This window comes from Mesorhizobium sp. RIZ17 (genome assembly GCF_051127865.1).
GTDB classification, from domain to species: domain Bacteria; phylum Pseudomonadota; class Alphaproteobacteria; order Rhizobiales; family Rhizobiaceae; genus Mesorhizobium; species Mesorhizobium humile.
Map to the genome: position 1 here is coordinate 2,679,400 of NZ_CP147861.1, position 25,081 is coordinate 2,704,480.

Genomic DNA, 25,081 nt, shown 5'->3' on the forward strand with positions numbered 1-25,081 from the left:
CGGACGCCGTGGCGAAAAACGGTCAGGCGGCCGACTGCTTGGACAGGCCGACCTTCAGATCCGTCGCCGCGTATATGGGTTCGCCATCCGCCTTGAGCCAGCCATCGGCGATGCCGAGCACCAAACGGCCGCGCATCACGCGCTTGAAGTCGACGCCGTATTCGACCTTCTTCACCGATGGCGTCACCATGCCCTTGAACTTCACCTCGCCGGTCGACAGGGCCATGCCCTTGCCGGGCTCGCCCAGCCAGCCGAGATAGAAACCGGTCAGCTGCCACATGGCGTCGAGGCCGAGGCAGCCCGGCATGATCGGGTTGCCGATGAAGTGGCAGGCGAAGAACCACAGGTCCGGCTTGATGTCGAATTCGGCGCGGATGAAGCCCTTGTCGAAGGCGCCGCCGGTCTCGCTGATCTCGGTGATGCGGTCGAACATCAGCATCGGTGGGTAGGGTAGCTGGGCATTGCCCGGCCCGAACAGGTCGCCGCGGGCGCAGGCGAGCAGTTCCTCGTAATCGTAGCTGGACTTTTGACCCGCCATCAAATTTCTGTCCCCGTGTTCTTCGCGGGCGGCAGGGCGCCCTTGTCGTTGGTTTCCTAACACACTCTGTTTGCGGCCGGAAACCGGCGTTTGCGCTTAACCCGTGCGCCTGCCCGGGTCAATGCGCGCTATTGATCGCATTCGGACTACAGAATATATGTCGGCTGATGTCCGGTTTTGGCTTTTGACGTCTTTTTGCCATGCTGGACCTGTTGATGGGCTGGGCAACAAAGCTTCGACGCGAAGATGGATTCGGGCTACCGGAAGGAAAATGTCGCTGTGGACAAGCGGGTTCGCGAAGCCGGCCTGAGGCCGACCCGCCAGCGCATCGCGCTGGCCGACCTGCTGTTCGCCAAGGGCGACCGCCACCTGTCTGCCGAAGAACTGCACGAAGAGGCGATTGCCGCCGGCGTGCCGGTTTCGCTGGCGACGGTCTACAACGCGCTCCACCAATTCACCCAGGCCGGTCTGTTGCGCATCCTGGCGGTCGAAGGCTCGAAAACCTATTTCGACACCAACACCTCCGACCATCATCACTTCTATGTCGAGGGCGAGAACCGTATTTTCGACATCGAGAGCGGACCGGTGACCGTCTCCAACCTGCCGGCGCCGCCGGAAGGCATGGAGATCGCCAATGTCGACATCGTCGTGAGGCTGCGCGCGAAACGCGGCAACTAATCCTGTGGCGATGCGGCCCGTCGACCTGATCGTCCGGTTTGAATGGGTCACCGTCGCCGCCTTGGCCATCGTTTGCTACGCAATGGCCCACTTTTCCTGGTGGTTGTTTGCGCTGTTTATCCTGGCGCCGGACCTGTCGATGCTGGGCTACCTCGCCGGGCCGCGCCTCGGCGCCGTCACCTATAACGCCTTGCATATCCTGATTGCCCCGCTGGTCCTTCTGCTCGCTGGCGCGTTGCTCGCCGGCCCGCTCACGACCGCGGTGGCGCTTATCTGGATAGCGCACATCGCCGTCGACCGTGCCCTCGGCTACGGCCTCAAGCTGTCCACCGGTTTTCAGGATACGCATCTCGGCCGCATTGGCCGCGACCGCAGCGGCGCGACCGGCTAGAGGTGTGTCGAGATTCAGGTCAGGCCGGCATCACCTGAATATCGGCAGGCCCTAGGCCGTGTACCCATAAACCCATGCGCTCCTAACTAAGGCTCTCCCTCCGGCTGCGAAACGAAAGCCGGGTGACCTTGCATCAGACGGGCAGTCCGAACCGCTTTCGTAGACTCTTGTCGAATGCGGACGCGGGGACGAAACGGCGCAGGAAACTGATCTGACGCGCCGTTTTCCCAGCCGTATAGCGCCTCTTCGGAGCCGGATCGGTCGCAGCCGCCAATACGGTCTGGGCTACCACTTCGGGCGCATCGCCTTTCTCCATCTCCTTCCGTACCGCTCCGTTCATGGCTGCGCGCGCCGTGTCATAGATATCCAGGAACTGGTCCGGCTTCGCGAGGTTCTCTTCGAAGGACGTGCGGGTATAGGCGGGCTCGACCAACGATACGCGAATTCCGAACGGGCGCAGTTCATGGTCGAGCGATTCGGAATAGCCTTCAACGGCATGTTTGGTCGACGAATAAAGCGCGAAAAAGGGACCCGGGATGAACCCCTGCACCGAGCTCAAATTAACAATTCTACCCTTTCCTTGGCGTCGCATTGTCGGCAACACCGCATTGGTCACGCGAAAGACGCCGAAGACGTTCACGTCGAAAAGCGCCTGCGCCTGAACCGTCGAGGACTCCTCCGCGGCGCCGAGAAGGCCCATGCCGGCGTTGTTAACGAGCAGGTCGATGCGGCCGGCCTCGGCAAGGACGCGATCGACCAGTTTCGCCACGGACTCGTCGTCGGTAATGTCACAGGTCAGCATAGTAATACCGTCGGATCTCTCCGTCGCGGCGCGGCGGCTGGTTCCGAACACTCGAAAGCCCGCATTCCGCAAGGCTTTGGCGGTGGCGAGACCGATGCCGGAGGATGCGCCGGTCACCAGGGCGACGCCAGGACTGGTCCTATTCATGAGGGTCACTTCCCTTCTTGCTTAGATTGGAGCACCGCCGCTGGGCTTGGCCAATTGGGACTCGAGAAACTCTGCTCTCAAGTCAGCATCGACTGCTGGGCGAAGATGCCCGCCATCGCGCCTTGCCATGATGCCGTGGTGACCGAGGGTATGAGGGGGTTGGTGAGGTCCCCTGCGGCATAGATGCCGGGCATGCTGGTTTCACGGCGCTCGTCGACCTTGAGGACGATGCCGAGAGGTGTATCGAGCGTGGCGAGACCCAGCGATTCATGCAGGCTTGCAGATGGCTTGTTGCGCGGATGCGCGAACAGGATGTCGACAGCGACATCGGGGCCGGTATCAAGCTTGACGGTGGCGCCATGCCCCCCGTGACGGGCGATTTCAGTGATCCGGCCGTCGACGAGAGGTGTGTTGCGACGCTCCAGATCGGCCTGGATATCGGGTGGAATGTCGTAACCATCGGCGAAGACCGTCAATCTGTCGGTCCAATCGTGGAACAGCCTGACCTGGTTGTGCGACTGCGGGCCGGACCAGACGAGACCCCAATGCTGGCCAGCGACTTCAAAGCCGTCGCAATAGGGACAGGGCACGATGGACGTGCCCCAGCCTTCGGCGAAGCCCGGCACATCAGGCATCTGGTCGGTAATCCCATAGCTCAGGATCAGCCGCCGCGCCCCAAGGCTTTCGCCATTGTCACTGAGAACGGAAAAATCGTCGATGCCGCCGGAGATGCCGTCGACCCGGGCATTGACCAGCCTGATCGCGGGATAACGCGCCAGCTGCCGCCGCGCCTCGGCCAGGATGTCCAGCGGTGGCTTGTGATCGTGGCCGAGCAGACCATGCGAGCGGCCGGCGAAGCGATTGCGCGGCAGGCCGGTATCAAGAACAGTGACCTTGCGGCGGGCACGGCCAAGCTGCAGGGCGGCGGCGAGACCGGCAAAGCTGCCGCCGATGATGATGACGTCATCCATGGTGATAAGCTCCGTGTTGTGGATGGAGGGGGGGGCGGCTGGTGCTGAAGCCTATCCATTGGCTTGCATATTTTAGGAACTGCGTGGTATCGTAATTCGAGAATTAGGATACTGTCAAGGACTTGAATTGTGGTAACCGAGAAAAACACTCGGGCCCGGCGCGGCCGGCCCGCCAACGAGGCGCTTGGACAAACGATCGTCGACACCGCGGGCGAACTTTTTGCCGAACTGGGTTTTCAAGCGACGACATTGGACAAGGTCGCCCAGCGAGCGAAGATATCCAAGCTCAGCATCTATCGGCACTTCGAGAACAAAGAGGCGCTGTTTGGCGCGGCGTTTGCAGCCCGCTGCCAGCAGTTAATACCACAGGCCCTTTTTGAAGGCGTCGAGGGTTCGGCCGAAGATCAGCTCATGGCGGTGGGGTCATCACTGCTTCGCACGCTGTTGCGCCCGGACGTCCGCAATGTCGAAGCGATGGTCATGGCCGACATGACGAGTCAAAAGTCGTTGAGCAAGCTCCATTACGAAGCCGGTCCCGCCCATATCATCGCCCAAGTCGAGGCCCTGTTGCGTCAGTTGCATGCGATGGCGGTTCTGAACGTGCCCGATCCTCTCCGGTCCGCCCGCTTGTTTGCCGCGCTTTTCAAAGGATCCGATCTCCTGATTATCGCACGCTTCGATGAGCCCAGAGCAGAGGACGACAACGAAATCGAATCCTATTGTCGGTCGGCCGTCGCCATGTTTATCGCCGCGCACGGTGGCAACGACCACGCGGGAGGATATTCGCCTGCCTCCAGGTCAAAAAGCAAAATTTGAATCGTGCGTGACCGAGTCGGCAGCAGGTCAAAGCAGGCCAGCAGATCAGGAAAATTGAGGAGTCGGCGCACGGTCCTGTCTCTATCGCGCTCGCAACCAGGTCGAGCGGTTCTTCAACAGGATCAAACAATGTCGTCGGGTGGCGAACACGCTACGACAGGCTCACTGCCAATTACCTAGCATTCGTTCGACTCTCGTCGATCAGGCTATGACTGCGCCTTAATGAGTCAGCGTCCTAGTTCTTGAACTTCTCGCCGGGGTAAGCGCCCCACACCTGCGACTGGGCCATCCAGCCGGTGTGGCCGTCGAAGGTCATCTCGCACCATTGGCCGTCGCATTTCTTGATCGCGCCGATCACGCCCGGCTCGATGATGGCGACGACGCCGGCATCCTTGTCGGGCTCGTAGAGCAGGTTGATTCGCCCGCCCTTGCCGCGCTGCCAGGGCGCGACGATGGCGGTGCGGCGGCCGGAGAGCAGCGACTGGTTGATCCAGCCTTCCGAGCCGTCGGCATCGCGCACGCGGCGCCAGGTGTCGAATTCCTGGATGATTTCCATCGGCAGGCCGGCCTTCAGATACATCCAGTTGACGGAATAGTTGGCGCCGGGGCCGACGCGCGAGTTGACCCGGGCCGGTTTCAGGCTGACGAAACGCGGCAGCGGCAGGCCGCTTGGGCCAAGCGTTATGGTCTGCGCCGGCGCGGCCGCGCTCTGTGCGAACGCCTGCGGCGCGCAGATGAGGGCGCCAAGAAGGGCTGCGCTGAAGGCCAGGCGAAGCGACGCGAAACCAGACACTTTCGTTCCTTTCGGCGCCGGTCCGTCGGGACGGGCGCCCCTTTTTCTTTGTCTTCGGCGGCACTGCTTGTTACAGGAGTGAGCTGATGCCGCGACTGGCTACAAGTTTCGCCGGTCTTGGTTAAAGAGGTCTCAACGAGATCGGATTCGAGAGCATGATCCCGAAAAGTGGGAACCGGTTTTCGGAAAAGATCATGCTCCAAAAAAGAGTAGGATCAGGATGACGATTCAACGAAACGTCATCCTGATCCAGGAAGCTTCGGGGATAAAATGGCAGGCAAAAAACGGCCCCTCGTCGTCATCACGCGCAAGCTGCCCGACCCGGTCGAAACGCGCATGCGCGAACTGTTCGACGCAAGGCTGAATGTCGAGGACCGGCCAATGACGCAGCCGGAGCTGGTTGCGGCGGTCAAGGAAGCCGATGTGCTGGTCCCCACCATCACCGACCATATCGATGCCGCGCTGATCGCCCAGGCCGGCGAAAATCTCAAGCTGATCGCGAATTTCGGCAATGGCGTCGACAAGATCGACGTCGCGGCCGCCGCCAAGAAAGGCATTACCGTCACCAACACGCCGAACGTGCTCACCGAAGACACCGCCGACATGACCATGGCCTTGATGCTCGCCGTGCCGCGCCGGCTGGCCGAGGGCGCCAACGTGCTGACGGGCGAGAAGAAATGGGCCGGCTGGTCGCCGACCTGGATGCTCGGCCGGCGCATCTGGGGCAAACGTCTCGGCATCGTTGGCATGGGCCGCATCGGCACGGCGGTCGCAAGGCGGGCCAAGGCCTTTGGCCTGTCGATCCACTACCACAATCGGCACCGCGTGCTGCCGGCGGTGGAAGAGGAACTGGAGGCGACTTACTGGGAAAGCCTCGACCAGATGCTGGCCCGCATGGACATCATCTCGGTCAACTGCCCGTCGACGCCGGCGACCTTCCACCTGTTGTCCGGTCGTCGCCTCGCGCTGATGCAGCCTTCCGCCTATATCGTCAACACCGCTCGCGGCGACATCATCGACGAGGAATCGCTGATCAAGCTCATCCATGACGGCAAGATCGCCGGCGCCGGCCTCGACGTCTACGAGCACGAGCCGGCGCTGAACGCCAAGCTTTTGAAACTTGCCGCCAAGGGCAAGGTGGTGCTTTTGCCGCATATGGGCTCGGCCACGCTCGAAGGCCGCATCGACATGGGCGAGAAGGTGATCATCAACATCCGCGCCTTCTTCGACGGCCATCGCCCGCCGGACCGCGTCCTGCCGCTGAGAACCTGAAGGTTTAAACGGTGCCGGTCACTGCGCCGTCCGAAGTGACCGTCACGACGGCTCCGCGGTAGGTATTGAACGCGCCGCGTTCGAGCCGCACCGCCATGGGCGTCTCCCAGCCCATTTCCCGGGCGACGATCAGGCCGAGCAGCAGGATGGCGTCCGGCTCGTGCAGCACCAGGGCGGCCGGCGCGCGGCCGTTATGGACGAGCTCCATCAGCACCGCCGAAGCGGATGACGAGCCGATCGTGCCTGGCAGGAACAGCACCCGGCCGGCAATGACTTCGCCATGCTGCGGGTGGCGGACATCGGCGATGCGGCCAGTCTTGGGGTCGACGCCGCCCCAGAAGCTGATCGGCCCCGTCAGCACCAGCGCCTCGCCTTCGCCCGCTCTGCCCGGCACCAGGATTTCGCCAGTCGCGCTCATGCGGCGATCTCCGTGAAGACCGGCCTGCCGAGGACCGCGCTTTCGACGCAGTCGGCGAGCGAGGCGTAGAGCACCGCATAGCCGGTGTTGCCTGGCGCGTAATGCGCGAACTTGCCCGAATTGGTCATCAACACCCCATTGCCGAGGTCCGGCATGATCGGTGTCACAACCACGCATGTATCGGCGACGATGACGACGCCGCTGGCCTCGAGCCTCTTTCGCCGGCCGTCCAGCTCCAGCAAGGCGAGCGCGTGGCGGCCGGTGCAGGCATAGATCGGCACCGCGAGCCTGCGTCCTGCGATCAGCCGCTCCAGGCTGTCGAACTCGGCGTTGGACAGATGCGGGCTGCCGATCGCCACCGCGTCGATGGTTTTGGCGGCGGCAGCGGTCGACAGGCCGGCGCGCGCCTTGGCCACCATGTCGGGCGTCACGCGGATCATCGCTTCCGGTTCCGGCCCGGCCAGGATGGTTTCGACGTCGGGTGCCTCGGGCGTCACGCCGGCAATATGGAACAGGCCGACCGCGCCCGACGACGCGGCCGCCGCGCCGAAGGCCTTCAACGCGTCCTCGCCGGGATGACTGGTCACGCCGGTGACGACACCGATCGCATTGCCGACCTCGCGGCCATAGAGGCTGCCCAGCACCGGCCACGCGATCTCCGAAGCGAGGAAGGATGGCGACAGACCCGAGACATCGAAGACAAGCCTCGCACGGCGGTTTTCGGGCCGATGCAGGCCATAGTCCGGCGCGCGGCCGACAATCGCGCAGGCGATGTCGAGAAAATCGCCGTAGCGGTTGGTGCGCGCGCCGAGGACCGAGTTGCAGAAGACGACCGCGTTGGACTCGCCCCAGGCCACGTCGCTGCCGAGCGCCGGCCTGTGTCCGGCCTGATAGGGCGCGCAGGTCCAGCTCTGCTCGCAGCCGAGCTTGCGATAGGCCTCCATCATCCGCCGAGCCATGCCGCGTTGCGGCTCCTCGAGGCGAATTCGCGAGCAGCCCATGAGGTCGAGCGCCCCGACATTGAGCGTCGAGCGCACCGCGACCCTCGCGCCGCCTTCGACCAGCCTCTCGGCAAACAACGTGCCGGAATCGCCATGGTAGAGTGCGCCGTCGATATGGGTGGAAGCGATCGGGATGAGACGCGGCGCGCCGAGCAGGCGAGCGCTTTCGGCGAGGATGCGCATCGCAATTGCCACGCCCTCCCGGCCGGCGGCGATCGCCTGCTCTTCCGGGCTGAGTGAAAGGCTCAAGACAGCACCTTGCGCATGGTGATGGAGGTCGGCCTGTCATAGCCCGCATGCGCCGTGCGCTCGGTCTCGCGAAATCCGAGCCGGGCGAAGGCTGCATGGTTTGCGGTCAGTTCGATGCGGGTCTGGAGCTCGATCGCATCCTTGCCGCGTTCGCGGGCAAGATCTTCCGCAGCCCGCATCAGCCGGGTTCCGATGCCTTGGCCCTGGAACCCTGGCTCGACCGCGAGCTTGCCGACGTAGAAATCCCGTGCCCTCTCCAGCGCGAACACGCAGCCGACGATCCGGCCGTTCCCCACAGCCAGGAACGCCGTCTCCCGCTTTGCCTTCTCGCCAAGGCTGTCGGCGGTCAACAGATGCGCCGATGACGGCGGGTCGATGACACCGTTCATATAGGCAAAGGCGCGCCGGATCAGCGCGAGCAAGTCGTCCCAGCGGTCGAAGTCCGCGGCAAGGAGAACTATGGAGATGCCGACGCTCTGGTCCATGCGCTCACACGGCCTTGTAGCGGATGGTGTCGAAGCGGGCCGTGAGCCCATCATAGAGCAGCAGCCGGCCGATGAGCGGCTCGCCCATGCCGGTAATCAGCTTGATCGCCTCCATCGCCTCCAGCGTGCCGATGACGCCCGTCAGCGCGCCGACGATACCGGCAACGGCGCAGGACGGCACCAGCCCTTCGGGCGGCGCTTCGGGGAACAGGTCGCGATAGCCCGGATTGCGCTTGCCGTCGGCTCCCGTCTCGAAAGGCTTCAGCACCGTCACGGAGCCGTCGAAGCGCCCGACGGCGGCGGTCACGAGGGGTTTCTTCTCGCCGGCGCAGGCATCGGCGACCGCGTAACGGGTTTCGAAATTGTCGGAGCCGTCGACGACGATGTCGTAGCGCGCGACGAGGGCAGGGGCGTTCGCTTCCGTCAGCCTCAGGAGATGCGATTCCACCGCGACGTTGGGGTTGATGCGCATGATCGCTTCCCGTGCGCTGTCGGTCTTGGCCATGCCGATCGTGTCTGTCCCATGGATCACCTGCCGCTGCAGGTTGGACAGCGAGACCGTGTCGTCATCGACGATGCCGAGCGTGCCGACGCCGGCCGCGGCAAGATATTCGAGCACAGGCGCGCCGAGTCCCCCGGCGCCGATCACCAGCACCCGCGCCCGTTTCAGCTTCTGCTGGCCCGGGCCGCCGATCTCGGGCAGCACGATGTGGCGGGCGTAGCGTTCGAGCTCTTCGTCGGTCAGCGCGGCATTGGTCATGGCAGGACCTTATCGCTGGCACAAGGCGTTGTCAGCCGGTCGGTCCGACGCTGCCGTGATCGACCGTCAGGAACTGCGCCCGGCCCTCGAGGCTGGAAAACAGCGCGGCATCCGTGCCCGTCATGAAGGCCTGGCAGTTCAGCTCCTCCAGGATGGAGAACAGCGCCGCGCGCCGGCCCGCGTCGAGATGCGCGGCGATCTCGTCCAGGAGGAGGATCGGCGTCAGCCCCGACATCTCGCCGGTCAGCCTGGCATGCGACAGCACGATGCCGACCAGCAGCGCCTTCTGCTCGCCGGTCGAACAGAGCTCGGCCGGCATCGACTTCGGCCGGTGCCGCACCACGAGATCGGAACGATGCGGGCCATCCAGCGTGCGGCCGGCGGCACGGTCGCGCTCGCGGCCATTGGCAAGCGCGCGGCGGTAGCGCTCCTCGACATCGACGGCCGGCGCGGCGGCGACCTCGCTTTCCAGGTCACCGGCGAGGCTGATGTCGGCTTGCGGAAACGGCCCGCTGCCGGGCAACCTGTCGATCATGGCGGCGAGCAGCCGCACCAGCTCGGCCCGCGCCGCGGCGATCGCCACTCCGGTCTCGGCCATCTGCGTCTCGATCGCATCGAACCAGGCGCCGTCACGCGAACCTTCGGTAAGCAGGCGGTTACGGCCGCGCATCGCCTTTTCATAGTCAAGCGCGCGCTGGCCGTGGCCTGGGTCGATCGCCAGCACCAGCCGGTCGAGGAAGCGGCGGCGGTCCGCCGCCGGACCGGGGAACAGCCCGTCCATCGCCGGCGTCAGCCACACGACCCGCAGCCATTCCAGCATGTCCTCCGCCGATCGCGCCGGCGCGCCGTTGATCCGCACCTTCCTGCCGCCTTCGCCGGCGGCCTCGCCCCCGGAAATCCCGGTGCCGATCTCGACCTGGCCTTCCGGCCCCTCGATGCGCGCATGCAAGGCGAAGCCGCCGTCGCCGCCTTCGCGCGCCACATCCGCATAGGGCGCGCGGCGCAAGCCACGGCCCGGCGTCAGCAACGAGATCGCTTCCAGGAGATTGGTCTTGCCCGCTCCATTGTCACCCGACAGCACCACGGCGCCGGGTGCGAGCCCGAGCGACAGCGCCGCGTAGTTGCGGAAGTTAGTAAGCGTTAGCTTACTTAGATAGCTTTGCTGCCGAAGCTGTTTCGCATCCGCGGTCACGGTGACATATCAGAGGTCCGTCTCGGACCTACACTCGCATCGGCATCAGCACGTAGAGTGCCGTCTCGTCGGCCATGTCATGGATCAGCGTCGGCGAACCGGCATCGGCCAGCATGAACTTGGCTTCCGAGCCGGTGAGTTGGGCCGCGACGTCGAGCAGGTATTTGGCGTTGAAGCCGATCTCGATCGGATCAGACGAATAGTCCGCCGCCAGTTCCTCCGTGGCGCTGCCCGAATCCGGGTTGTTGACGGCAAGTGTGACTTGACCTTCGTTGATCGAGAGCTTCACCGCGCGGCCGCGTTCGGAGGAAATGGTGGAAACGCGGTCTACCGCCGCAGCGAAGCTCTGGCGGTCGATGATCAGCTTCTTGTCGTTGCCGGTCGGAATGACGCGCTGGTAGTCGGGGAAGGTGCCGTCGATCAGCTTCGAGGTCAAAACGACGCTGCCGATGGTGAAGCGGATCTTGGTGTCCGACAGTTCCGTGGTCACCGCCACGTCCGGGTCGTCGACCAGCTTCTGCAGCTCGCTCACGGTCTTGCGCGGAATGATGATGCCGGGCATGCCTTCGGAGCCTGCCGGCGCGTCGATCTCGGCCCGCGCCAGGCGATGCCCGTCGGTCGCCACCGAGCGCAGCTTCAATTTGCCGCCCACCTCATGCGTGTGCAGGAAGATGCCGTTGAGATAGTAGCGCGTCTCTTCGGTGGAGATGGCGAATTGGGTCTTGTCGATCAGGCCCTTGAGCGCCGCCGATTCCAGCCGGAAGATGTGCGAGAACGAACCGGCCGAAAGCTCCGGGAAATCGGATTGCGGCAGGCACTGCAGACGGAAGCTCGAGCGGCCGGAGGTGACGGTCATCGCGTTGCCGTCCTCGTCCGTCTTCAGCATCACCTCGGCGCCGTCGGAAAGCTTGCGCACGATGTCGTAGAGCAGATGCGCCGGTACCGTCGTCGCGCCGCCGCGCTCGACCTTGGCGGGCGTCGCTTCCGTCACTTCAAGGTCGAGGTCGGTCGCCTTCATCTCGAGGCTGGCGCCCTCGGCGCTGAGCAGCACGTTGGACAGGATCGGTATGGTGTTGCGCCGCTCGACCACGCGGTGCACGTGGTTGAGGGACTTCAGGAGGTTTGACCGTTCCAGGATAACACGCATGACGAAACAGGCTCGCTTCAATGGATGAACGGGTCACCGGCAGGCGGTATCCCGTGAAAGCCCTGAAAGGCCTTCAGAATCTCTGTAAGCTGACAGTAAAAAGCCTGCGAACGCAAGCCCGCGACACCGGTTCCGGCCGGTAGCGCGGGCTTTCTGGGGATAAAGCCCGCGAAGCGCGTCGCCGGCTATTTCCACGCCCCTTCAGGCCTGGTCGTTGATCAGCCTTCTGAGCAGTTCGAGTTCCTGCGCCAGCGTGTTGTCCCCGCCCGAAAGGTCCTCGATCTTGCGCACGGCATGCAGCACGGTCGTGTGGTCGCGGCCGCCGAAGCGGCGCCCGATCTCCGGCAACGAGCGCGGCGTCATCACTTTCGACAGATACATCGCCACCTGCCGCGGCTTGACGATGGTGCGCGTGCGCCGGTTGGACAGAAGCTCCGTCTTCGACACGTTGTAGTGGCGCGCCACGATGCGCTGGATGTCCTCGATGCGTACCCGCTTCGGCTCGCCGGAACGGTAGATGTGGCCGAGGATCTCGTCGATGCGGTCGATGGTGATCTGCGGCTCGAACGACTGGCGGAACAGAAGCTGGTTGAAGGCGCCTTCAAGCTCGCGCCCGCTGCCGGTCACCGTGCGCGCGACGTGCTCCAGGATCTCGTCCGAAATGTCGAGCGAGGTATCATCGGTCTTGGCGGTGGCACGGCGCAGCTTCAGCATGCCGAGCCGCATGGCGAAATCCGGCGCCGACATTTCCAGCGCCACGCCGCCATTGAGGCGCGAACGCACGCGCGGCTCCAGCGATTCCAGTTCCGACGGCGGCCGGTCGGCCGCGACCACCACCTGCTTGGCGCTGTCGAGCAGCATGTTGATGAGATGGCAGAACTCGTGCTGGATCGACTTGCCCTGCAGGAACTGCATGTCGTCGATGATCAGGAGATCGATGTCGCGCAGCTGCTCTTTCAGCGTCAGCGCGTTGTTGTCGCGGATCGCGGTGGCGAAGCGCCACATGAAATACTCCGCCGTCAGATAGACGACGCGCGACTTCGGGTTGTGCCGCAGCGATTCCGCTGCGATCGCCTGCAACAAGTGCGTCTTGCCGAGCCCGACGGTCGCATGCAGGAAAAGCGGGTTGAAACGCACCGCGCTCGACTGCGATTCCGCCACCGCCTTGGCCGCGGCGAAGGCCACTCTGTTCGACGGTCCTTCGATGAAGGAGGCGAAGGTGTAACGCGGGTCAAGCGGCGACCCCAGCACGTTGTGGCGGAACTCCGGTTCCGCGGACGCGCCCTGGCGGGGCGCCGGCGCCCGCTGTTCCACGCGGCCGGCGCTCGCGGTGCCGTTGGCGAGCGCGGTATGCGCCTGCTTGGTCATCTTCCGCGCCGGCACGATTTCCGGCTCGATAGGGTTGCGCCCCTGGCGAGTCGCGGTGCGCACGACGATCTCGATCTTGAGGATGTCCGGATCCTCGTGCCGCCACAGCTCCCCGATAAGCTCGAGATAATGGCCGTTGATCCAGGACCGCAGGAAAGCCGTGGGCACCGAGATGCGGACAACGCCGCGGGAAGCTTCGGCGACCTTCATGCGGCCGAACCAGCTCGAATAAACCTCGGCTCCGAGACGCGCCTTCAGCTGGGTCTTCACCCGCTCGAACTTCTGTTCCGCGTCGCTGGATGCCGCCACGTCGTGCCCCCCGGCAAAAGTTGCTGGAAATGGAAGCTCGCCCGCTAGCTCCCTCTCGATGCCGCTCTGCATGATCAAAGTCCCTTGTCTCTCGTACCCTTTTCCCGCCGGGGATGCGCCTCCTGCATCCTTGGTCCGGCGACCTGATTTCGCCGCGATGCCGCTGCCGCCGCCGGCAACGATCGTCGCAACACGCGCAAGGGACCAGCTGCCGGCTCCGCACGCCGGCTTCCAACAAAGACAAGGCAACACCGCACCCTCCGGCGAAAACGCCGGCGAGACATCGACTGCCATGTACAATTACGCCAGTCCCCTACCCGCACCGAAGAGACAAACCAAGCCACACGCGGAATTGCTCCACGTCATGAATTCTGCCATTTTGTGCTGGCCGATTCAGGCTGGGTCAGGGGCTGAAGCCCGTCCCTTCGATGGATGGACATTACCGAAATCGTTGTGGATAGGGCAAGGCCACGTCTAACGGTTTTTTAACGAATCTGGTTACCGGACGGGGCTTGAAATCGGGTGCCGCCACGGCACGTTTTGACAAAGCCATTGTGATTCAAACCCTTTTCCGGCGAATATGAAAAAGGCCGCCCGAAACGAAATATTCTGAAATAATTCTCTTGACAGCTACTTCTCCCCCGCCGCTCGACCTTGAGTTGAACAAGCTGTGGATGACCGGCTGTAAGTCTTTGAAAAAACTGCGGATTTTTTGCCAGGCAAATTTGGGCAGGTGCCGCGGGGAGGGCGTGCCGCTATCAATGGCGTTGAATATGCCGGCAAAACATTACTGGCCTTGGAATCGCACCACAAGCAGCGCTCGCGGGCATTTTTTTTAAGTACTTGCCGGCAAACGAAAAAACCCGGCCTGTGCGACCGGGTTCAACGTCGATGGATTAAGGATTGAGTCGGTCAGGCCGACAGCGTCTTGACCCGCTGGGCCAGCCGCGAAACCTTGCGGGAAGCCGTGTTCTTGTGGACGACGCCCTTGGTGGCGGCGCGCATCAATTCCGGCTCCGCCGCCTTGAAGGCTGCCACCGCCGCGGCCTTGTCGCCGGCGGCCAGCGCCTCTTCGACCTGGCGGACATAGGTGCGGACACGCGAGCGGCGGTTCTTGTTGACCGCGGCGCGGCGGGCGATCTTGCGCGTTGCCTTTTTGGCCGAAGATGTATTGGCCATGATGCCTCTCTTCTGATCTGGTGGGCGCCAGCGGGGTGCCGCGGGGCGCAAAAAACAAACGGGCAGCCACAGGGCCGCCTCGGTTGGTGCGGCTTATAGTTCAGCTTTTCCGGCGCGTCAACGCCACTTGTCGGTCTTTTTGGAGACTGAAAGCGCGTCGGGTCATGGCCGGCTTTCCGTCATTGGGCAGCATGCCCTAGCGGTTGTTGAAATTCGGCTTCCGTTTCTCGACGAACGCGGCCATGCCTTCCTTCTGATCATCGAGCGCGAACAGCGAATGGAACAGGCGGCGCTCGAAGCGCAGCCCTTCGGCGAGCGTCGTCTCGTAGGCGCGGTTGACGGCCTCCTTGGTCATCATGACCGACGGCAGAGAGAACTCGGCGATCTTCGCCGCCGCCTTCAGCGCTTCCTCGGCGAGCTCGGCGACTGGCACCACCCGTGATACCAGTCCGCTGCGCTCGGCTTCGGCCGCGTCCATCATCCGCCCGGTCAGGCACATGTCCATCGCCTTCGACTTGCCGACGAAGCGAGTCAGCCGTTGCGATCCACCCATGCCCGGCATGACGCCGAGCGTGATTTCGGGCTGGCCGAACTTGGCATTGTCGCCGGCGATGATGAAGTCGCACATCATGGCCAGCTCACAGCCGCCGCCGAGCGCATAGCCCGCGACCGCCGCGATGATGGGCTTGCGCGTGCGCGTGAATTCCTCCCAGCCGATGAAGAAGTCCTGCGTGTAGGCGTCGGCGAAGGACATCGCCTGCATTTCCTTGATGTCGGCGCCGGCGGCAAACGCCTTTTCCGAGCCCGTAAGCACCATCGCGCCGATCCCGGGATCGGCATTGAAGGCGCTCGCCGCCGCCACGACCTCCGCAAGGACTTGCGAATTCAGCGCATTGAGCGCCTTGGGCCGGTTCAGCGTGATCAGCCCTACCTTGCCGCGCGTCTCGACGATAATGGTTTCATGGGCCATGGCTCGCTTCCTTCCGCGGCAGTGAGATGATCGATACGGTTCCTAGCTTACCGCTGACAGGTCCGGCAATAGAAGGTCGAGCGGCCGCTTTGCACGATGCGCTCGATGTGGCCGCTGCAGCCCGGCTTCGGGCATGGCTCCCCCTCGCGATCGTAGACCGCGAAGGAATGCTGGAAATAGCCGAGCGATCCGTCGGCCTGGACATAGTCGCGCAACGAGGAGCCGCCGGCGGCGATCGCGTCGGCGACGACCGAGCGGATCGCCTCTGCAAGGCGCCCGCTTTGCTCTTTCGCCTTCCTGGCGGACCCGGCGATGGTGCCAGCTTCGCGCAATGGCGAGAGGCCGGCGCGCCACAAGGCCTCCGCCACATATATATTGCCTAGTCCGGCGATCAGACGCTGATCGAGCAGCGCTGCCTTGAGCGGCGATCTGCGATCCTTCAGCAGCGAGGCGAGCAGGGGACCGTCGAGCGCGTTGCCGGTTGGCTCGATGCCCAGCCCGGCCAGCATCGGATGCGTGTCCGGCGCCCCTTCGGCAAACAGCATGAAGCCGAAACGGCGCGGATCATTGAAGACGACGCGGGAGCGCTCGTCCTTCGGCGAGACGACATCGAACACGACATGGTCGTGCGCGGTGCTTTTCGAGCGCTCGTGGTGGAAGGCGCCGGCTATGTCGCCGCCCTCGGTGGCCTCGACACGGAACGATCCCGACATGCCGAGATGGCAGATCAGAACCGGGCCGTTCTCGATATGCATCGTCAGATATTTGGCGCGGCGGCCAAGCGCCGTCACGGTCTTGCCGGTAAGCCGTTCCGAAAAGCGCTCGGGAAAAGGAAAGCGAAGGTCGGGCCTGCGCGCCTCGACCTTGACGAGCCGCGCCCCTTCCAGGACCGGCTGCAGTCCGCGCCGGACGGTTTCGACTTCGGGCAGCTCAGGCATGGCCGCCTATCGTCGCGAGGAAGGATGTTCCGTGGCGACCGGCGGCCAGGCCGAGGTGGTCTGCGACGGTTTCGCCGATATCGGCGAAGGTCGGCCTGAGCCCGATGTCGCCGCCCGTCAGCCCCGGCCCGGTGCCGATCACCGGAATGCGTTCGCGCGTATGGTCGGTGCCGCGCCAGGTCGGATCGTTGCCATGGTCGGCGGTGAGGATCAGAAGGTCGCCCGGCCCGATGCGCGATAGCGCCTCCGGCAGCCGGCGGTCGAACGCCTCGAGCGCGGCGGCATAGCCGGCGACGTCGCGCCGGTGACCGAACTCGGTATCGAAATCGACGAAATTGGCAAAGACCAGGTCGCCGTCGCCGGCATCGTCCATTGCGCCGAGCGCCTTGTCGAACATGGCCATGTTGCCACCCGCCTTGCGCACTTCCGAAATGCCGCGATGAGCGAAGATGTCGCCGATCTTGCCGACGGCGATGACCTTGCTGCCGCGCCCGGTCAGCCGGTCGAGCAGGGTCGGCTCCGGCGGCGGCACCGCATAGTCGCGGCGGTTGTGGGTGCGCTGGAAGGTGGCTTTCGTCTCGCCCACGAAAGGCCGCGCGATCACGCGCCCGATCTTGAGCGGATCGACCAGCCGACGCACCGCGAGGCAAAGCTCATAAAGCCGCTCCAGGCCGAAATGCGTTTCATGCGCGGCGATCTGCAGCACGGAATCGACCGACGTGTAGCAAATCGGTTTGCCGGTACGGATATGCTCTTCGCCGAGCCGTTCGATGATCTCGGTTCCGGGCGCATGGCAATTGCCGAGGATCCCAGGCACCTTGCCCTCGCGGATGATCGCTTCGGTCAGTTTGGCCGGAAAGGCTGGGACCGTGTCGGGAAAATAGCCCCAGTCGAAACGCACCGGCAGGCCGGCGATCTCCCAGTGGCCGGAGGGCGTGTCCTTGCCGCTCGACACTTCCTGGGCAGCTCCGTGGAAGGAAGAGGCAAGCAACGGCGTGTCGACGTCGAGCTTGAGTCCGGTCGCCGTCTGGGCCGCCCGGCCAAGTCCGAGCGACATCATGTTGGGCACAGCCAGCGGCCCGTTGCGCAGACCCGCCTGGTCGGCACGCCCGCCGGCGCAGGCCTGAAAAATATGTCCGAACGTGTCGGCGCCGGCATCGCCATAGCGCTCGGCGTCGGCCGCGCCGCCGATGCCGAAAGAATCGAGAACGAACAGGAACGCGCGCGCCATGGGTATCTTTGTTGTCAGTCTGGGTTGCCAGACATAAGGTTCCCCGGCGGTGTTGGCAAATCGGAAACCAAACCGCAACGGCTTGTCGCCATAGTTGCGGCGAGGCGCGGATGCGGCGGGAGCGGACGAGGTATGGCAAGGCGCGGCAAAACCGCGGCAAGGCAGGCCCTGAAAATATGCGCGGCCGCCCTCGCGGCGTACTGCACCGCCTCCTGGCCGGCACGCGCCGACTGGCGTGACGACATCGGCACCTTCCGCATCGGCATCGTCGCCGAACCGGGCGGCGGCAACACCGTCCCGGGGCTCGCGCGCCTGACCGACGCCTATGCCAATGCGCTCGGCATGAAGGTCGAGTTCGTCGTTGCGCGCGACTACGCGGCGCTGATCGAGGCACAGGCGAGCGGGCGTGTGCAGTATGCGATCTATTCCGCTCTCGCCTATGCCACCGCGTCGGAGCGCTGCGGCTGCGTCGAGCCTCTGGTGGCGCCGGTCGATGCCGACGGCGCCGTCGGCATCCGTTCCATCCTGGTGACGCGCGACGGCAGGCTTCCCGACCTTGCGGCGATCGCTTCGCACCGGATCGCGATAGCGCCGGCCGAAAATGTCGGCGGCGCGTTGCTGCCGCTGGCGGCGCTGTCGGCCGAAGGCGTCAAGATCGCACAGGACTCGCCCTTCCTGGCGCGCGCCGCTTCGGCAACCGCGGCCGAGACGATGCTGAGTGGCGGCGAAGCGGACGCGCTGTTCGGCTGGGAACCGGCCGATGCCGAGGGCCGGTCCACCCGTTCCGAGGGCACCGTCGCGCGGTTGGAGGCCGTCGGCATCCCCGAGGCGTCGCTTCGGGTGTTATGGACCTCGGGCCTGTTGCGCTATGGCCCGCACGCTGTCCGCAGCGATCTCGATCCGGAGGCAAAGCGGCGACTGACGGTCTTCCTGACCAATCTCAAGTCCCAGACGCCCGACGTGTACGACCTGGTTGAGGCGACGCATTCCGGCGGTTTCGGGCCGGCCGCGCAGAAGGACTATGCGATGGCCGTGGCGATCGTGCGGCAGGAAACGGCCGGGCAGGAATAGCGTATCAGCAGTCGCTGCAGGGAATCGTCGGACTCCGGCGCGGCCTTAGATAATAGGTTTCGCTCATCGATATGTTGCTGAAGGCCGAGGTCAGCCCGAGCGTCTGCGAATTGCTGGCGGACCAGGTGATGATCGGCTTGTAGCCGAGGTCGCTTTCCACGCGGATCAGGAAAGTGTTGCGGATTATCAGCGCCGACGGGACGGTGGTGATCGTGTTGGCGGCCGCGTCGGCGCTGTAGGTGGTGCCCACCACCTTGCGCGACCAGGCAACCTGCACCTTCGGCGACGCTTCGTCCGTGATCTGTATGCCTGTGATGATGATCGTCGGCAATGAACGGTTATAAGGCTGCAGCGTCGATGTGCCGATCTGCATCATTGCATCGAGGTTCGCCTTCACGACGGTCTGCTGCTGCGTGACGAGATCCGCGACCATGCTGCCGATACGGCTGACCTTCTTGCCGGTCTCGATGGCCTGCGAGGCCTCCATCGTGATGAAATACATGATGAGGAGCACCGGCACGATGAACGCGAACTCGATCGCCGCGACGCCGCGGCGATCGCGGCAGAACCGCTCCACCTTTGCCGAAATCCCCTGGAGTGCCCCCGCACTATGCATATCGTCCTCCACGCCGCGGCTTAGCCGTCGAGCAGTCTCAATTGTCGTCGAATGGTTCGTTCTGCCAGGTCACGGACGCGAAATGCAGCGTTTTGCTGTCCTTCAGATTTGCCATCGACTTGGCCAGGAAATCGGTCATTACCGGCCATTTGTAGAACACCCGAAGCATGTTGATGGACTCCGCCAGTCCGGGCGAGACGGTAGGAGACATCGTATTCGCGCCCTGCGTCAGCACAATATCGCCGCTCACGATCTTGAAACCCGCCGTCGCGGCGTCCGCGAAGGTCGAGTATTCGCGCAGATCGACCAGCAGTGGAGCATCTGGCCCGGTATCGGTGCAGTTGTTGGAAACCATGATCTGCAAGCGATTGCAGATCAGTTGCTTGATCGAGGCTTCGGTGACGTTGTTCTGCTGAAGCTGCCCGGTGCGCAACTGACGGGCCACGTCGTCGGTGACGTTGGCCATCACCTCCTGGCCGGCGAACGAAATGCAGCTTTCGAGGATGGCGAAGACGAGAAGCGCGAAAGGGATGGCCAGCATCGCGAATTCCATCGCCGTGCTGCCGCGCCTGTCGCTGAAGAAGCCAGGGCGGGCTTTGGCGCGCGCCTTGCTGTCCATGCCGTTGCCGGATGTGGCATCCTTGCTCATATCAAAGTTCCTGCCGATCCCCTTTGCGGTACCGGCGGCAAGGTTAGCGAAAACCCATTGAGTTCCGGTATGGATGATCGTTAAATTCGCCGGGCAAGCCTTAAGCTGTCTTTAATGCCACTGGGCCTGCCCTCGCAGGGCTCAGTGCCCGGCGCTCATTTCGGTCTCGGAAGCTTTCTCGGCCTCGCTCTTGAACGCGCTCTCGCAATAGGGCGTGCAGGACATGGTCTGGACGTCGGCGCGTCTGTAGATGCGCACCGACGAGGCGGCCTGTCGCACGACGGTCACCTGCTCATCGACGATCGGGCTGCCGTCCGAATCGAGCACGACCAGATTTGTGACACCGAAGCCCTTGCCGGTGAGAACGATGGTCGAGGCGTCCTGCACCGAGGCGTCGGCGATCGCCGGATTGCCGATGACGACCGTGTCGGCCGCGCGTGACAATTTGACGATCTTGGCCTGGTTCATGGTGACTTCTATACCCGCGCCGGCCCTGGCCGGCATGACCAAGGCGGCAGTTGCCAGCAGCGCGGCGACTGGAAACAGCGATCTCGACGTCATTGAAGCGCTCCTGGCGGGCAGATTCTTCAACGGAACATGAACGAGATTGGTGAACCAACGGTTAAGCCGGGCCCGGCCATGATTAAGGATCGGCTCGCTTGGCGCGTCATGCGCCGATGGCGCTTACTGTTTTAGGAATATTGCACAAGCGCCGGTTTCCCCGGGTCCCGAGCTGGTTGGCGATGTTTAGCCCGCGGTTAACCACACAATGCGTTCGCCACCGGAAAGGAATCGGTAAGGCTGTTTATTAAGCCGATCGAAACGGCTTCTCCCTAGATTTGCAGCATCCGATCAACCGCGAAGAGAAGTTGACGGAAGTGCTGTAACACGTGGAGTAGGAGCTCTCGCATGTCTAATCTCATTGCACGTTTCGTGAAGGACGAATCCGGCGCGACCGCCATCGAATACGGTCTGATCGCCGCTCTCATCGCGCTCGCCATCATGGTCGGCGCTACCTCGCTCGGCAGCGCGCTGAACGCCAAGTTCGCCAACATCGCCGCTACCCTCAACAGCGCGGCTCCGTAATAAGGCCGCGTATCGCGCCTTTTCGACACACAGAAAAAGGGCCGCCGGCTGGCGGCCCTTTTTCATGTGGTCGGCCGATTTTGATCGGCCGGCCTCATCGATCGTTAATCCGGCGTGCCTAGGATGCCGCTGGAAACTGCCATGGGCGCGCCGCATCGATGCTTGAAGCCGTGATCTTCGTCGTCTTTCCGTTCTGCATGCTGTTCGCGGCGGTCTCGGACGCCTTGTCGATGACGATCGCCAACCGTGTTCCGGTGCTGTTGGTGGCGACATTCGCGCTTGTCGCGCCGCTCACCGGTATGGACTGGACAACCTATGGCTGGCACTTCGCTGCAGGCGCCCTCGTGCTTGCGGTGACGTTCGGCCTCTTTGCGCTCGGCGGCATGGGCGGCGGCGACGCCAAGCTTCTCGCCGCGACCGCTCTATGGATGGGCCTCAACATCAACCTGATCGGCTATCTGGTGACGTCGGCTTTCATCGGCGGGCTGCTTACCCTCGCAATCCTGGTTTACCGGAAATCGCCGCTCGCCATGTACACCGGCCACAACCGACTTCTGCGCCATTTCGCAGACCAGAGCGTTGGCATTCCCTATGGCATCGCGCTTGGCGCGGGTGGGCTGATCACTTTCCCGGATTCGCCGCTGATGGTCTGGGCGCTGGAGAGGCTCACAACCTGATGCATGTCGCCCACAAGTGCGTGCGCTGCGGTTCTGAGGCAACCATCAAAACAAAGGCGGCCTGGCCGCCTTTTTCGTTAACGGCGGGGCCGTTCAATCGAATTTGAGTAAACCTTAAATTAATCACGATCGTAAGCATTGCATTAACCTTGTTTTGACGATTGCGGCTGCAAAGTCCGGCCTTGCGAGGTGGTTTGCCTTGAGGCGAAGGGTATCGGACGAATGCCAGCATCCCGATTGATTATTCTGGGCGTGGCTGCGGTCGCGGCGGGTGGCGCGGGCTATGTCGCAAAAAACATGGTCGTGGCGCCGCCGCCTCAGGTCGTCGTCGATGCGCCCAAGCAGCCGGCAATCGCATTGCAGGATGTGCTGGTGCTTTCCGGCGACGTGGCGATGGGCAGCCAGCTCGGCACCAACATCAGCTGGGAACAATGGCCGGCCGATGGCGTCAACGCCAATTTCATCACGCGCGCCGCCGAACCTGACGCGATCGAAAAGCTAAAGGGCTCGGTAGCGCGCGTCGCAATGTACACCGGCGAGCCGCTGCGCCGCTCCAAGCTGGTCGGCGAGGGGCAGAGCTTCATGTCGTCGATCCTGCCTTCAGGGATGCGCGCTGTCGCCACCGCGATATCGGCCGACACGTCCGCCGGCGGCTTCATCCTGCCCAACGACTTCGTCGACGTCATCATGACCCGCCGTGCCGACACAGGCAACGGCGGCACCGGCTTCAACACCTCGACCATCCTCAAGAACATCCGCGTGCTGGCCATCGACCAGACCATCCAGGAAGACGAGGAAGGCAAGAAGACCAGGGTTGGCCAGACCGCGACGCTGGAACTGACGCCGCAGCAGGCCGAGATCATCACCGTGGCGCAGCAGATGGCGGACCGGCTCACGCTGGCGCTGCGTCCGATCACCGACATCCATGAAAAGAGTACGGACGAGGCCGACTATCTGGTCAACGGCAGCGGCCGGCGCGGAACAGTACGGCTGATCAAGTCCGGTGAGGTTTCCGAGGTGGGAGCAAGGAAATGAGGCTAAACGGTAAACTGCTGCCCTCCCTGGCCGCCGCGGCGATCGGTTTTTTCCTGCTCGGCACCAGCGCCCCGGGACTGGTCGAAGCCAAGGCTGCGAGTGCCGGCGTGTCGGCTTCCATCGCCACGCAGCGCGTCAAGCTCGGCCTCAATAAATCAGTGGTCATCGACCTGCCTAACGACGCCTATGATATCCTCGTCGCCAATCCGGCGGTTGCCGATGCCGTGACCCGCACAGCGCGGCGCATCTACCTGTTTGGCAAGGCGGTCGGCGAAACCAACATCTTCGTTTTCGGCCCCAATGGCGAGCAGATCGTCAGCCTGGATCTGGCCGTCGAGCGCGACGTCGCCGGGCTGGAGGACTATCTGAAGCGCTTCATCCCGTCCTCGCAGATCAAGGTCGAGCTTCTCAACGACAACGTCGTCCTGACGGGCATGGTCGACACGCCTCTCGATTCCAAGCGCGCCGTCGACCTGGCGACCATCTTCGTGTCCGGCGGTGAAGCGACGACGGGTCAATATTCGCAGACCGCCGCCGGCGGCTCGGTCAATGGCGGCGTCGACATCAACAACCCCGACCAGGAGCGCCGGACCTCCAAGATCGTCAACCTCTTGCAGATCGTCGGCGACGATCAGGTGACGCTCAAGGTCACCGTCGCCGAAGTCAGCCGCTCGGTGATGAAGCAGCTCGGCGTCAATATGCTCGCCAGCGGCGCCAGCAACGGCATTTCGTGGGGCGCGCTCAGCGATCCTTACATGGGTCTTGGCAAACCGCTGTCTAATGCGGGCGTCGGTATTAGTTCGTCGGGGCTGCAGTCTTATATCAACGCAATGGAGCAGTCGGGGGTCATGAAGACTCTGGCCGAGCCGACCTTGACCGCCGTGTCAGGTGAAAAGGCGACCTTCAAGGTCGGCGGCGAATACAATATGGTGACCAGTGTTTCCGCCAACGTCTCCAACAGCAATCAGACTGGTCTGCAGAACTACTCGATCTCCAAGATCGAGTACGGCATCGGCCTGGAATTCCAGCCGGTAGTTCTGTCGCCGGGTCGCATAAGCCTGAAAGTCAGAACCTCGGTTTCCGAACCGACAACAGAAGGATCCGCGTCGGCATCCACGGACAATAGGAACATCGGCATGAACGCTTTGTCGCTTCGCAAGCGCCTGGCCGATACGACGGTGGAACTGCCATCCGGTGGTTCGATGATGATAGCAGGCCTGGTGCGAGACGATATCAGGCAAGCTGTCACTGGATTACCCGGTCTGACCAAGATCCCCGTGCTTGGCACGCTCTTTCGCAGCAAGGATTTCGTGCGCAACGAGAGCGAGCTCGTCATCATCATCACGCCCTATCTGTCGCGGCCGGTGGCGCGCAACGACCTGGCCAAGCCGGACGACAACTTCAATGCGCCGAGCGATGGCGCCGGCATGTTCCTCGGCCGCGTCAACCGCGTCTACGGCACCATGCAGACCGATAGACCGCCGGGCCGCTATCACGGCGTCGTTGGCTTCATCTACAAATGAGTGGGAATGCGGATATGTCCAAGTCAGCATCGAAGGTCATGACGGTCCGGACAGCATCCGGTATCGCAAGGATCCGTCGGCAGGTGGTCCCGGCACTGGCGGTCATGCTTGCGGCATCGCTCGCAGGCTGCGCCAACTGGCACCGCGACAGTGTCACGGTCGGCTCGATACCGGACGATTACCGCACGACCCATCCGATCGTCATCGCCGAGAAGAACCAGAAGATCGACCTGCCGGTCGGCGCCGGCGATCGCGGCATGACCGGCGCGCAGCGCGATACGCTGCTCGGTTTTCTCGACGGCTACGACAAGAGCGCCGCGCCGGCGCTGACGATCGCGATGCCGGCCGGGTCCGCCAACGAGGTTGCCGCCCGGGCCGCCGGCCGCGATTTCGCCAGGCTCGCCATGGCGGCGGGCGTCAAGCGCAACCGTATCGTGATGACATCCTATCAGTCGGCTGTGCCCGAGGCGTCCGCGCCGGTGCGTGTCGCTTTCGTCGCGGTGCGGGCCCAGACCGACAAATGCGGACGTTGGCCAGATGATCTGACGGAGACGTCGGAGAACAAGCACTATGCCGACTTCGGCTGCTCCTATCAGAACAACCTCGCGGCCCAGGTGGCCAATCCCAACGATCTGATCGGACCGCGCAAGCAGTCCGACATCGACGCCGAAAATCGCGGCGCGGTGATCGACAAGTACCGCGAGAGGGGTATCTCCGAGGAGTTTCTCAGCAATTCAGAAGTAACCTACTGAGCCGCGCCGGACGACGA

The 25,081-nt window shown here is 63.6% G+C and carries 28 protein-coding genes and 1 pseudogene; 11 read left to right on the forward strand and 18 right to left on the reverse strand.

Going from position 1 to position 25,081, the window contains the following annotated elements:
• Positions 1-22: 22 nt before the first annotated feature.
• Entirely contained in the window at positions 23-538 is a 516-nt protein-coding gene (gene fabA, locus WDX12_RS13070; protein ID WP_149790431.1) for a 3-hydroxyacyl-[acyl-carrier-protein] dehydratase FabA, read from the reverse strand.
• Between the two features lie 246 nt (positions 539-784).
• Between fabA and irrA the strand changes: the two genes are divergently transcribed.
• Both irrA and WDX12_RS13080 read left to right on the forward strand, forming a co-directional pair.
• Positions 785-1,216 carry an iron response transcriptional regulator IrrA gene (gene irrA, locus WDX12_RS13075; protein ID WP_434725142.1) on the forward strand — a complete coding sequence of 144 codons (432 nt, stop codon included), beginning with the start codon at positions 785-787 and terminating at the stop codon, positions 1,214-1,216.
• Between the two features lie 10 nt (positions 1,217-1,226).
• Positions 1,227-1,607 (forward strand): DUF4260 domain-containing protein, encoded by a 381-nt coding sequence (locus WDX12_RS13080; protein ID WP_434725143.1) that lies wholly within the window; start codon positions 1,227-1,229, stop codon positions 1,605-1,607.
• 133 nt (positions 1,608-1,740) lie between these two features.
• On the opposite strand, the gene WDX12_RS13085 is transcribed toward WDX12_RS13080, so the two are convergent.
• Together WDX12_RS13085 and WDX12_RS13090 are read right to left on the reverse strand one after the other, a co-directional pair.
• Positions 1,741-2,556, reverse strand: coding sequence for an oxidoreductase (locus tag WDX12_RS13085; protein ID WP_434725144.1), 816 nt, complete (start codon positions 2,554-2,556; stop codon positions 1,741-1,743).
• Positions 2,557-2,633: 77 nt separating this feature from the next.
• Positions 2,634-3,527, reverse strand: coding sequence for an NAD(P)/FAD-dependent oxidoreductase (locus WDX12_RS13090; protein WP_434725145.1), 894 nt, complete (start codon positions 3,525-3,527; stop codon positions 2,634-2,636).
• Positions 3,528-3,656: 129 nt separating this feature from the next.
• Between WDX12_RS13090 and WDX12_RS13095 the strand changes: the two genes are divergently transcribed.
• A complete protein-coding gene (locus WDX12_RS13095) occupies positions 3,657-4,343 on the forward strand; it encodes a TetR/AcrR family transcriptional regulator (protein WP_320297728.1) in 687 nt (228 codons plus the stop codon).
• A 79-nt stretch (positions 4,344-4,422) separates the two neighbouring features.
• Positions 4,423-4,555, forward strand: a pseudogene (locus WDX12_RS13100) (transposase); the annotation flags it as partial.
• A 23-nt stretch (positions 4,556-4,578) separates the two neighbouring features.
• Here WDX12_RS13100 and WDX12_RS13105 read toward each other — a convergent pair.
• Positions 4,579-5,136 (reverse strand): SH3 domain-containing protein, encoded by a 558-nt coding sequence (locus WDX12_RS13105; protein ID WP_320297727.1) that lies wholly within the window; start codon positions 5,134-5,136, stop codon positions 4,579-4,581.
• A 270-nt stretch (positions 5,137-5,406) separates the two neighbouring features.
• On the opposite strand from WDX12_RS13105, the gene WDX12_RS13110 reads away from it, so the two are divergent.
• A complete protein-coding gene (locus WDX12_RS13110; RefSeq protein ID WP_112100053.1) occupies positions 5,407-6,408 on the forward strand; it encodes a 2-hydroxyacid dehydrogenase in 1,002 nt (333 codons plus the stop codon).
• Positions 6,409-6,412: 4 nt separating this feature from the next.
• Here WDX12_RS13110 and WDX12_RS13115 read toward each other — a convergent pair whose 3' ends face one another.
• From WDX12_RS13115 to WDX12_RS13165, 11 genes are all read right to left on the reverse strand, one after another.
• Positions 6,413-6,826, reverse strand: coding sequence for an aconitase X swivel domain-containing protein (locus WDX12_RS13115; RefSeq protein ID WP_434725146.1), 414 nt, complete (start codon positions 6,824-6,826; stop codon positions 6,413-6,415).
• Positions 6,823-8,076, reverse strand: coding sequence for an aconitase X (locus WDX12_RS13120; protein WP_434725147.1), 1,254 nt, complete (start codon positions 8,074-8,076; stop codon positions 6,823-6,825). Before WDX12_RS13120 ends, WDX12_RS13115 begins: the two co-directional genes overlap by 4 nt.
• Complete coding sequence (locus WDX12_RS13125; protein ID WP_434725148.1) at positions 8,073-8,561, reverse strand: GNAT family N-acetyltransferase; 489 nt, start codon at positions 8,559-8,561, stop codon at positions 8,073-8,075. Before WDX12_RS13125 ends, WDX12_RS13120 begins: the two co-directional genes overlap by 4 nt.
• 4 nt (positions 8,562-8,565) lie before the next feature.
• A complete protein-coding gene (locus WDX12_RS13130) occupies positions 8,566-9,321 on the reverse strand; it encodes a molybdopterin-synthase adenylyltransferase MoeB (RefSeq protein WP_320297723.1) in 756 nt (251 codons plus the stop codon).
• A gap of 31 nt (positions 9,322-9,352) precedes the next feature.
• Entirely contained in the window at positions 9,353-10,513 is a 1,161-nt protein-coding gene (recF, locus tag WDX12_RS13135) for a DNA replication/repair protein RecF (RefSeq protein ID WP_434725149.1), read from the reverse strand.
• 28 nt (positions 10,514-10,541) lie between these two features.
• Complete coding sequence (gene dnaN, locus WDX12_RS13140) at positions 10,542-11,660, reverse strand: DNA polymerase III subunit beta (protein ID WP_140645319.1); 1,119 nt, start codon at positions 11,658-11,660, stop codon at positions 10,542-10,544.
• A gap of 201 nt (positions 11,661-11,861) precedes the next feature.
• Complete coding sequence (dnaA, locus tag WDX12_RS13145) at positions 11,862-13,337, reverse strand: chromosomal replication initiator protein DnaA (protein WP_434725150.1); 1,476 nt, start codon at positions 13,335-13,337, stop codon at positions 11,862-11,864.
• A gap of 912 nt (positions 13,338-14,249) precedes the next feature.
• Positions 14,250-14,516, reverse strand: a complete 267-nt coding sequence (rpsT, locus tag WDX12_RS13150; RefSeq protein WP_140645317.1) for a 30S ribosomal protein S20 — start codon at positions 14,514-14,516, stop codon at positions 14,250-14,252.
• Between the two features lie 196 nt (positions 14,517-14,712).
• On the reverse strand, positions 14,713-15,486 hold the full coding sequence (locus tag WDX12_RS13155; protein ID WP_434725151.1) for an enoyl-CoA hydratase: 774 nt from the start codon (positions 15,484-15,486) through the stop codon (positions 14,713-14,715).
• 47 nt (positions 15,487-15,533) lie between these two features.
• Positions 15,534-16,424, reverse strand: coding sequence for a bifunctional DNA-formamidopyrimidine glycosylase/DNA-(apurinic or apyrimidinic site) lyase (gene mutM, locus WDX12_RS13160; protein ID WP_434725152.1), 891 nt, complete (start codon positions 16,422-16,424; stop codon positions 15,534-15,536).
• Positions 16,417-17,655 carry a phosphopentomutase gene (locus WDX12_RS13165; protein WP_434725153.1) on the reverse strand — a complete coding sequence of 413 codons (1,239 nt, stop codon included), beginning with the start codon at positions 17,653-17,655 and terminating at the stop codon, positions 16,417-16,419. Before WDX12_RS13165 ends, mutM begins: the two co-directional genes overlap by 8 nt.
• A 132-nt stretch (positions 17,656-17,787) precedes the next feature.
• Between WDX12_RS13165 and WDX12_RS13170 the strand changes: the two genes are divergently transcribed.
• Entirely contained in the window at positions 17,788-18,726 is a 939-nt protein-coding gene (locus WDX12_RS13170) for a phosphate/phosphite/phosphonate ABC transporter substrate-binding protein (RefSeq protein WP_434725154.1), read from the forward strand.
• A 4-nt stretch (positions 18,727-18,730) separates the two neighbouring features.
• Here the strand turns inward: WDX12_RS13170 and WDX12_RS13175 are convergent, their stop codons facing one another.
• The 3 genes from WDX12_RS13175 to WDX12_RS13185 all read right to left on the reverse strand — a co-directional run bounded on the left by WDX12_RS13175 (position 18,731) and on the right by WDX12_RS13185 (position 20,552).
• The gene (locus WDX12_RS13175) at positions 18,731-19,342 is read right to left on the reverse strand and encodes a TadE/TadG family type IV pilus assembly protein (RefSeq protein ID WP_320297715.1); all 612 of its coding nucleotides are present in this window, start codon (positions 19,340-19,342) and stop codon (positions 18,731-18,733) included.
• Positions 19,343-19,379: 37 nt separating this feature from the next.
• Positions 19,380-19,991 carry a TadE/TadG family type IV pilus assembly protein gene (locus WDX12_RS13180; RefSeq protein ID WP_430699285.1) on the reverse strand — a complete coding sequence of 204 codons (612 nt, stop codon included), beginning with the start codon at positions 19,989-19,991 and terminating at the stop codon, positions 19,380-19,382.
• A gap of 141 nt (positions 19,992-20,132) precedes the next feature.
• Entirely contained in the window at positions 20,133-20,552 is a 420-nt protein-coding gene (locus tag WDX12_RS13185) for a pilus assembly protein N-terminal domain-containing protein (protein ID WP_320297714.1), read from the reverse strand.
• Between the two features lie 348 nt (positions 20,553-20,900).
• Between WDX12_RS13185 and WDX12_RS13190 the strand changes: the two genes are divergently transcribed.
• From WDX12_RS13190 to WDX12_RS13210, 5 genes are all read left to right on the forward strand, one after another.
• Complete coding sequence (locus tag WDX12_RS13190) at positions 20,901-21,077, forward strand: Flp family type IVb pilin (protein ID WP_320297713.1); 177 nt, start codon at positions 20,901-20,903, stop codon at positions 21,075-21,077.
• 158 nt (positions 21,078-21,235) lie between these two features.
• Positions 21,236-21,754: an A24 family peptidase gene (locus WDX12_RS13195; protein ID WP_320297712.1), complete on the forward strand. Its 519-nt coding sequence runs from the start codon at positions 21,236-21,238 to the stop codon at positions 21,752-21,754.
• A gap of 222 nt (positions 21,755-21,976) precedes the next feature.
• Positions 21,977-22,789, forward strand: coding sequence for a Flp pilus assembly protein CpaB (cpaB, locus tag WDX12_RS13200; RefSeq protein ID WP_320297711.1), 813 nt, complete (start codon positions 21,977-21,979; stop codon positions 22,787-22,789).
• Positions 22,786-24,312, forward strand: coding sequence for a type II and III secretion system protein family protein (locus WDX12_RS13205; protein ID WP_320297710.1), 1,527 nt, complete (start codon positions 22,786-22,788; stop codon positions 24,310-24,312). The genes cpaB and WDX12_RS13205 overlap by 4 nt, the downstream gene beginning before the upstream one ends.
• A gap of 14 nt (positions 24,313-24,326) precedes the next feature.
• Positions 24,327-25,064 (forward strand): CpaD family pilus assembly protein, encoded by a 738-nt coding sequence (locus tag WDX12_RS13210; protein WP_320297709.1) that lies wholly within the window; start codon positions 24,327-24,329, stop codon positions 25,062-25,064.
• Positions 25,065-25,081 lie beyond the last annotated feature (17 nt).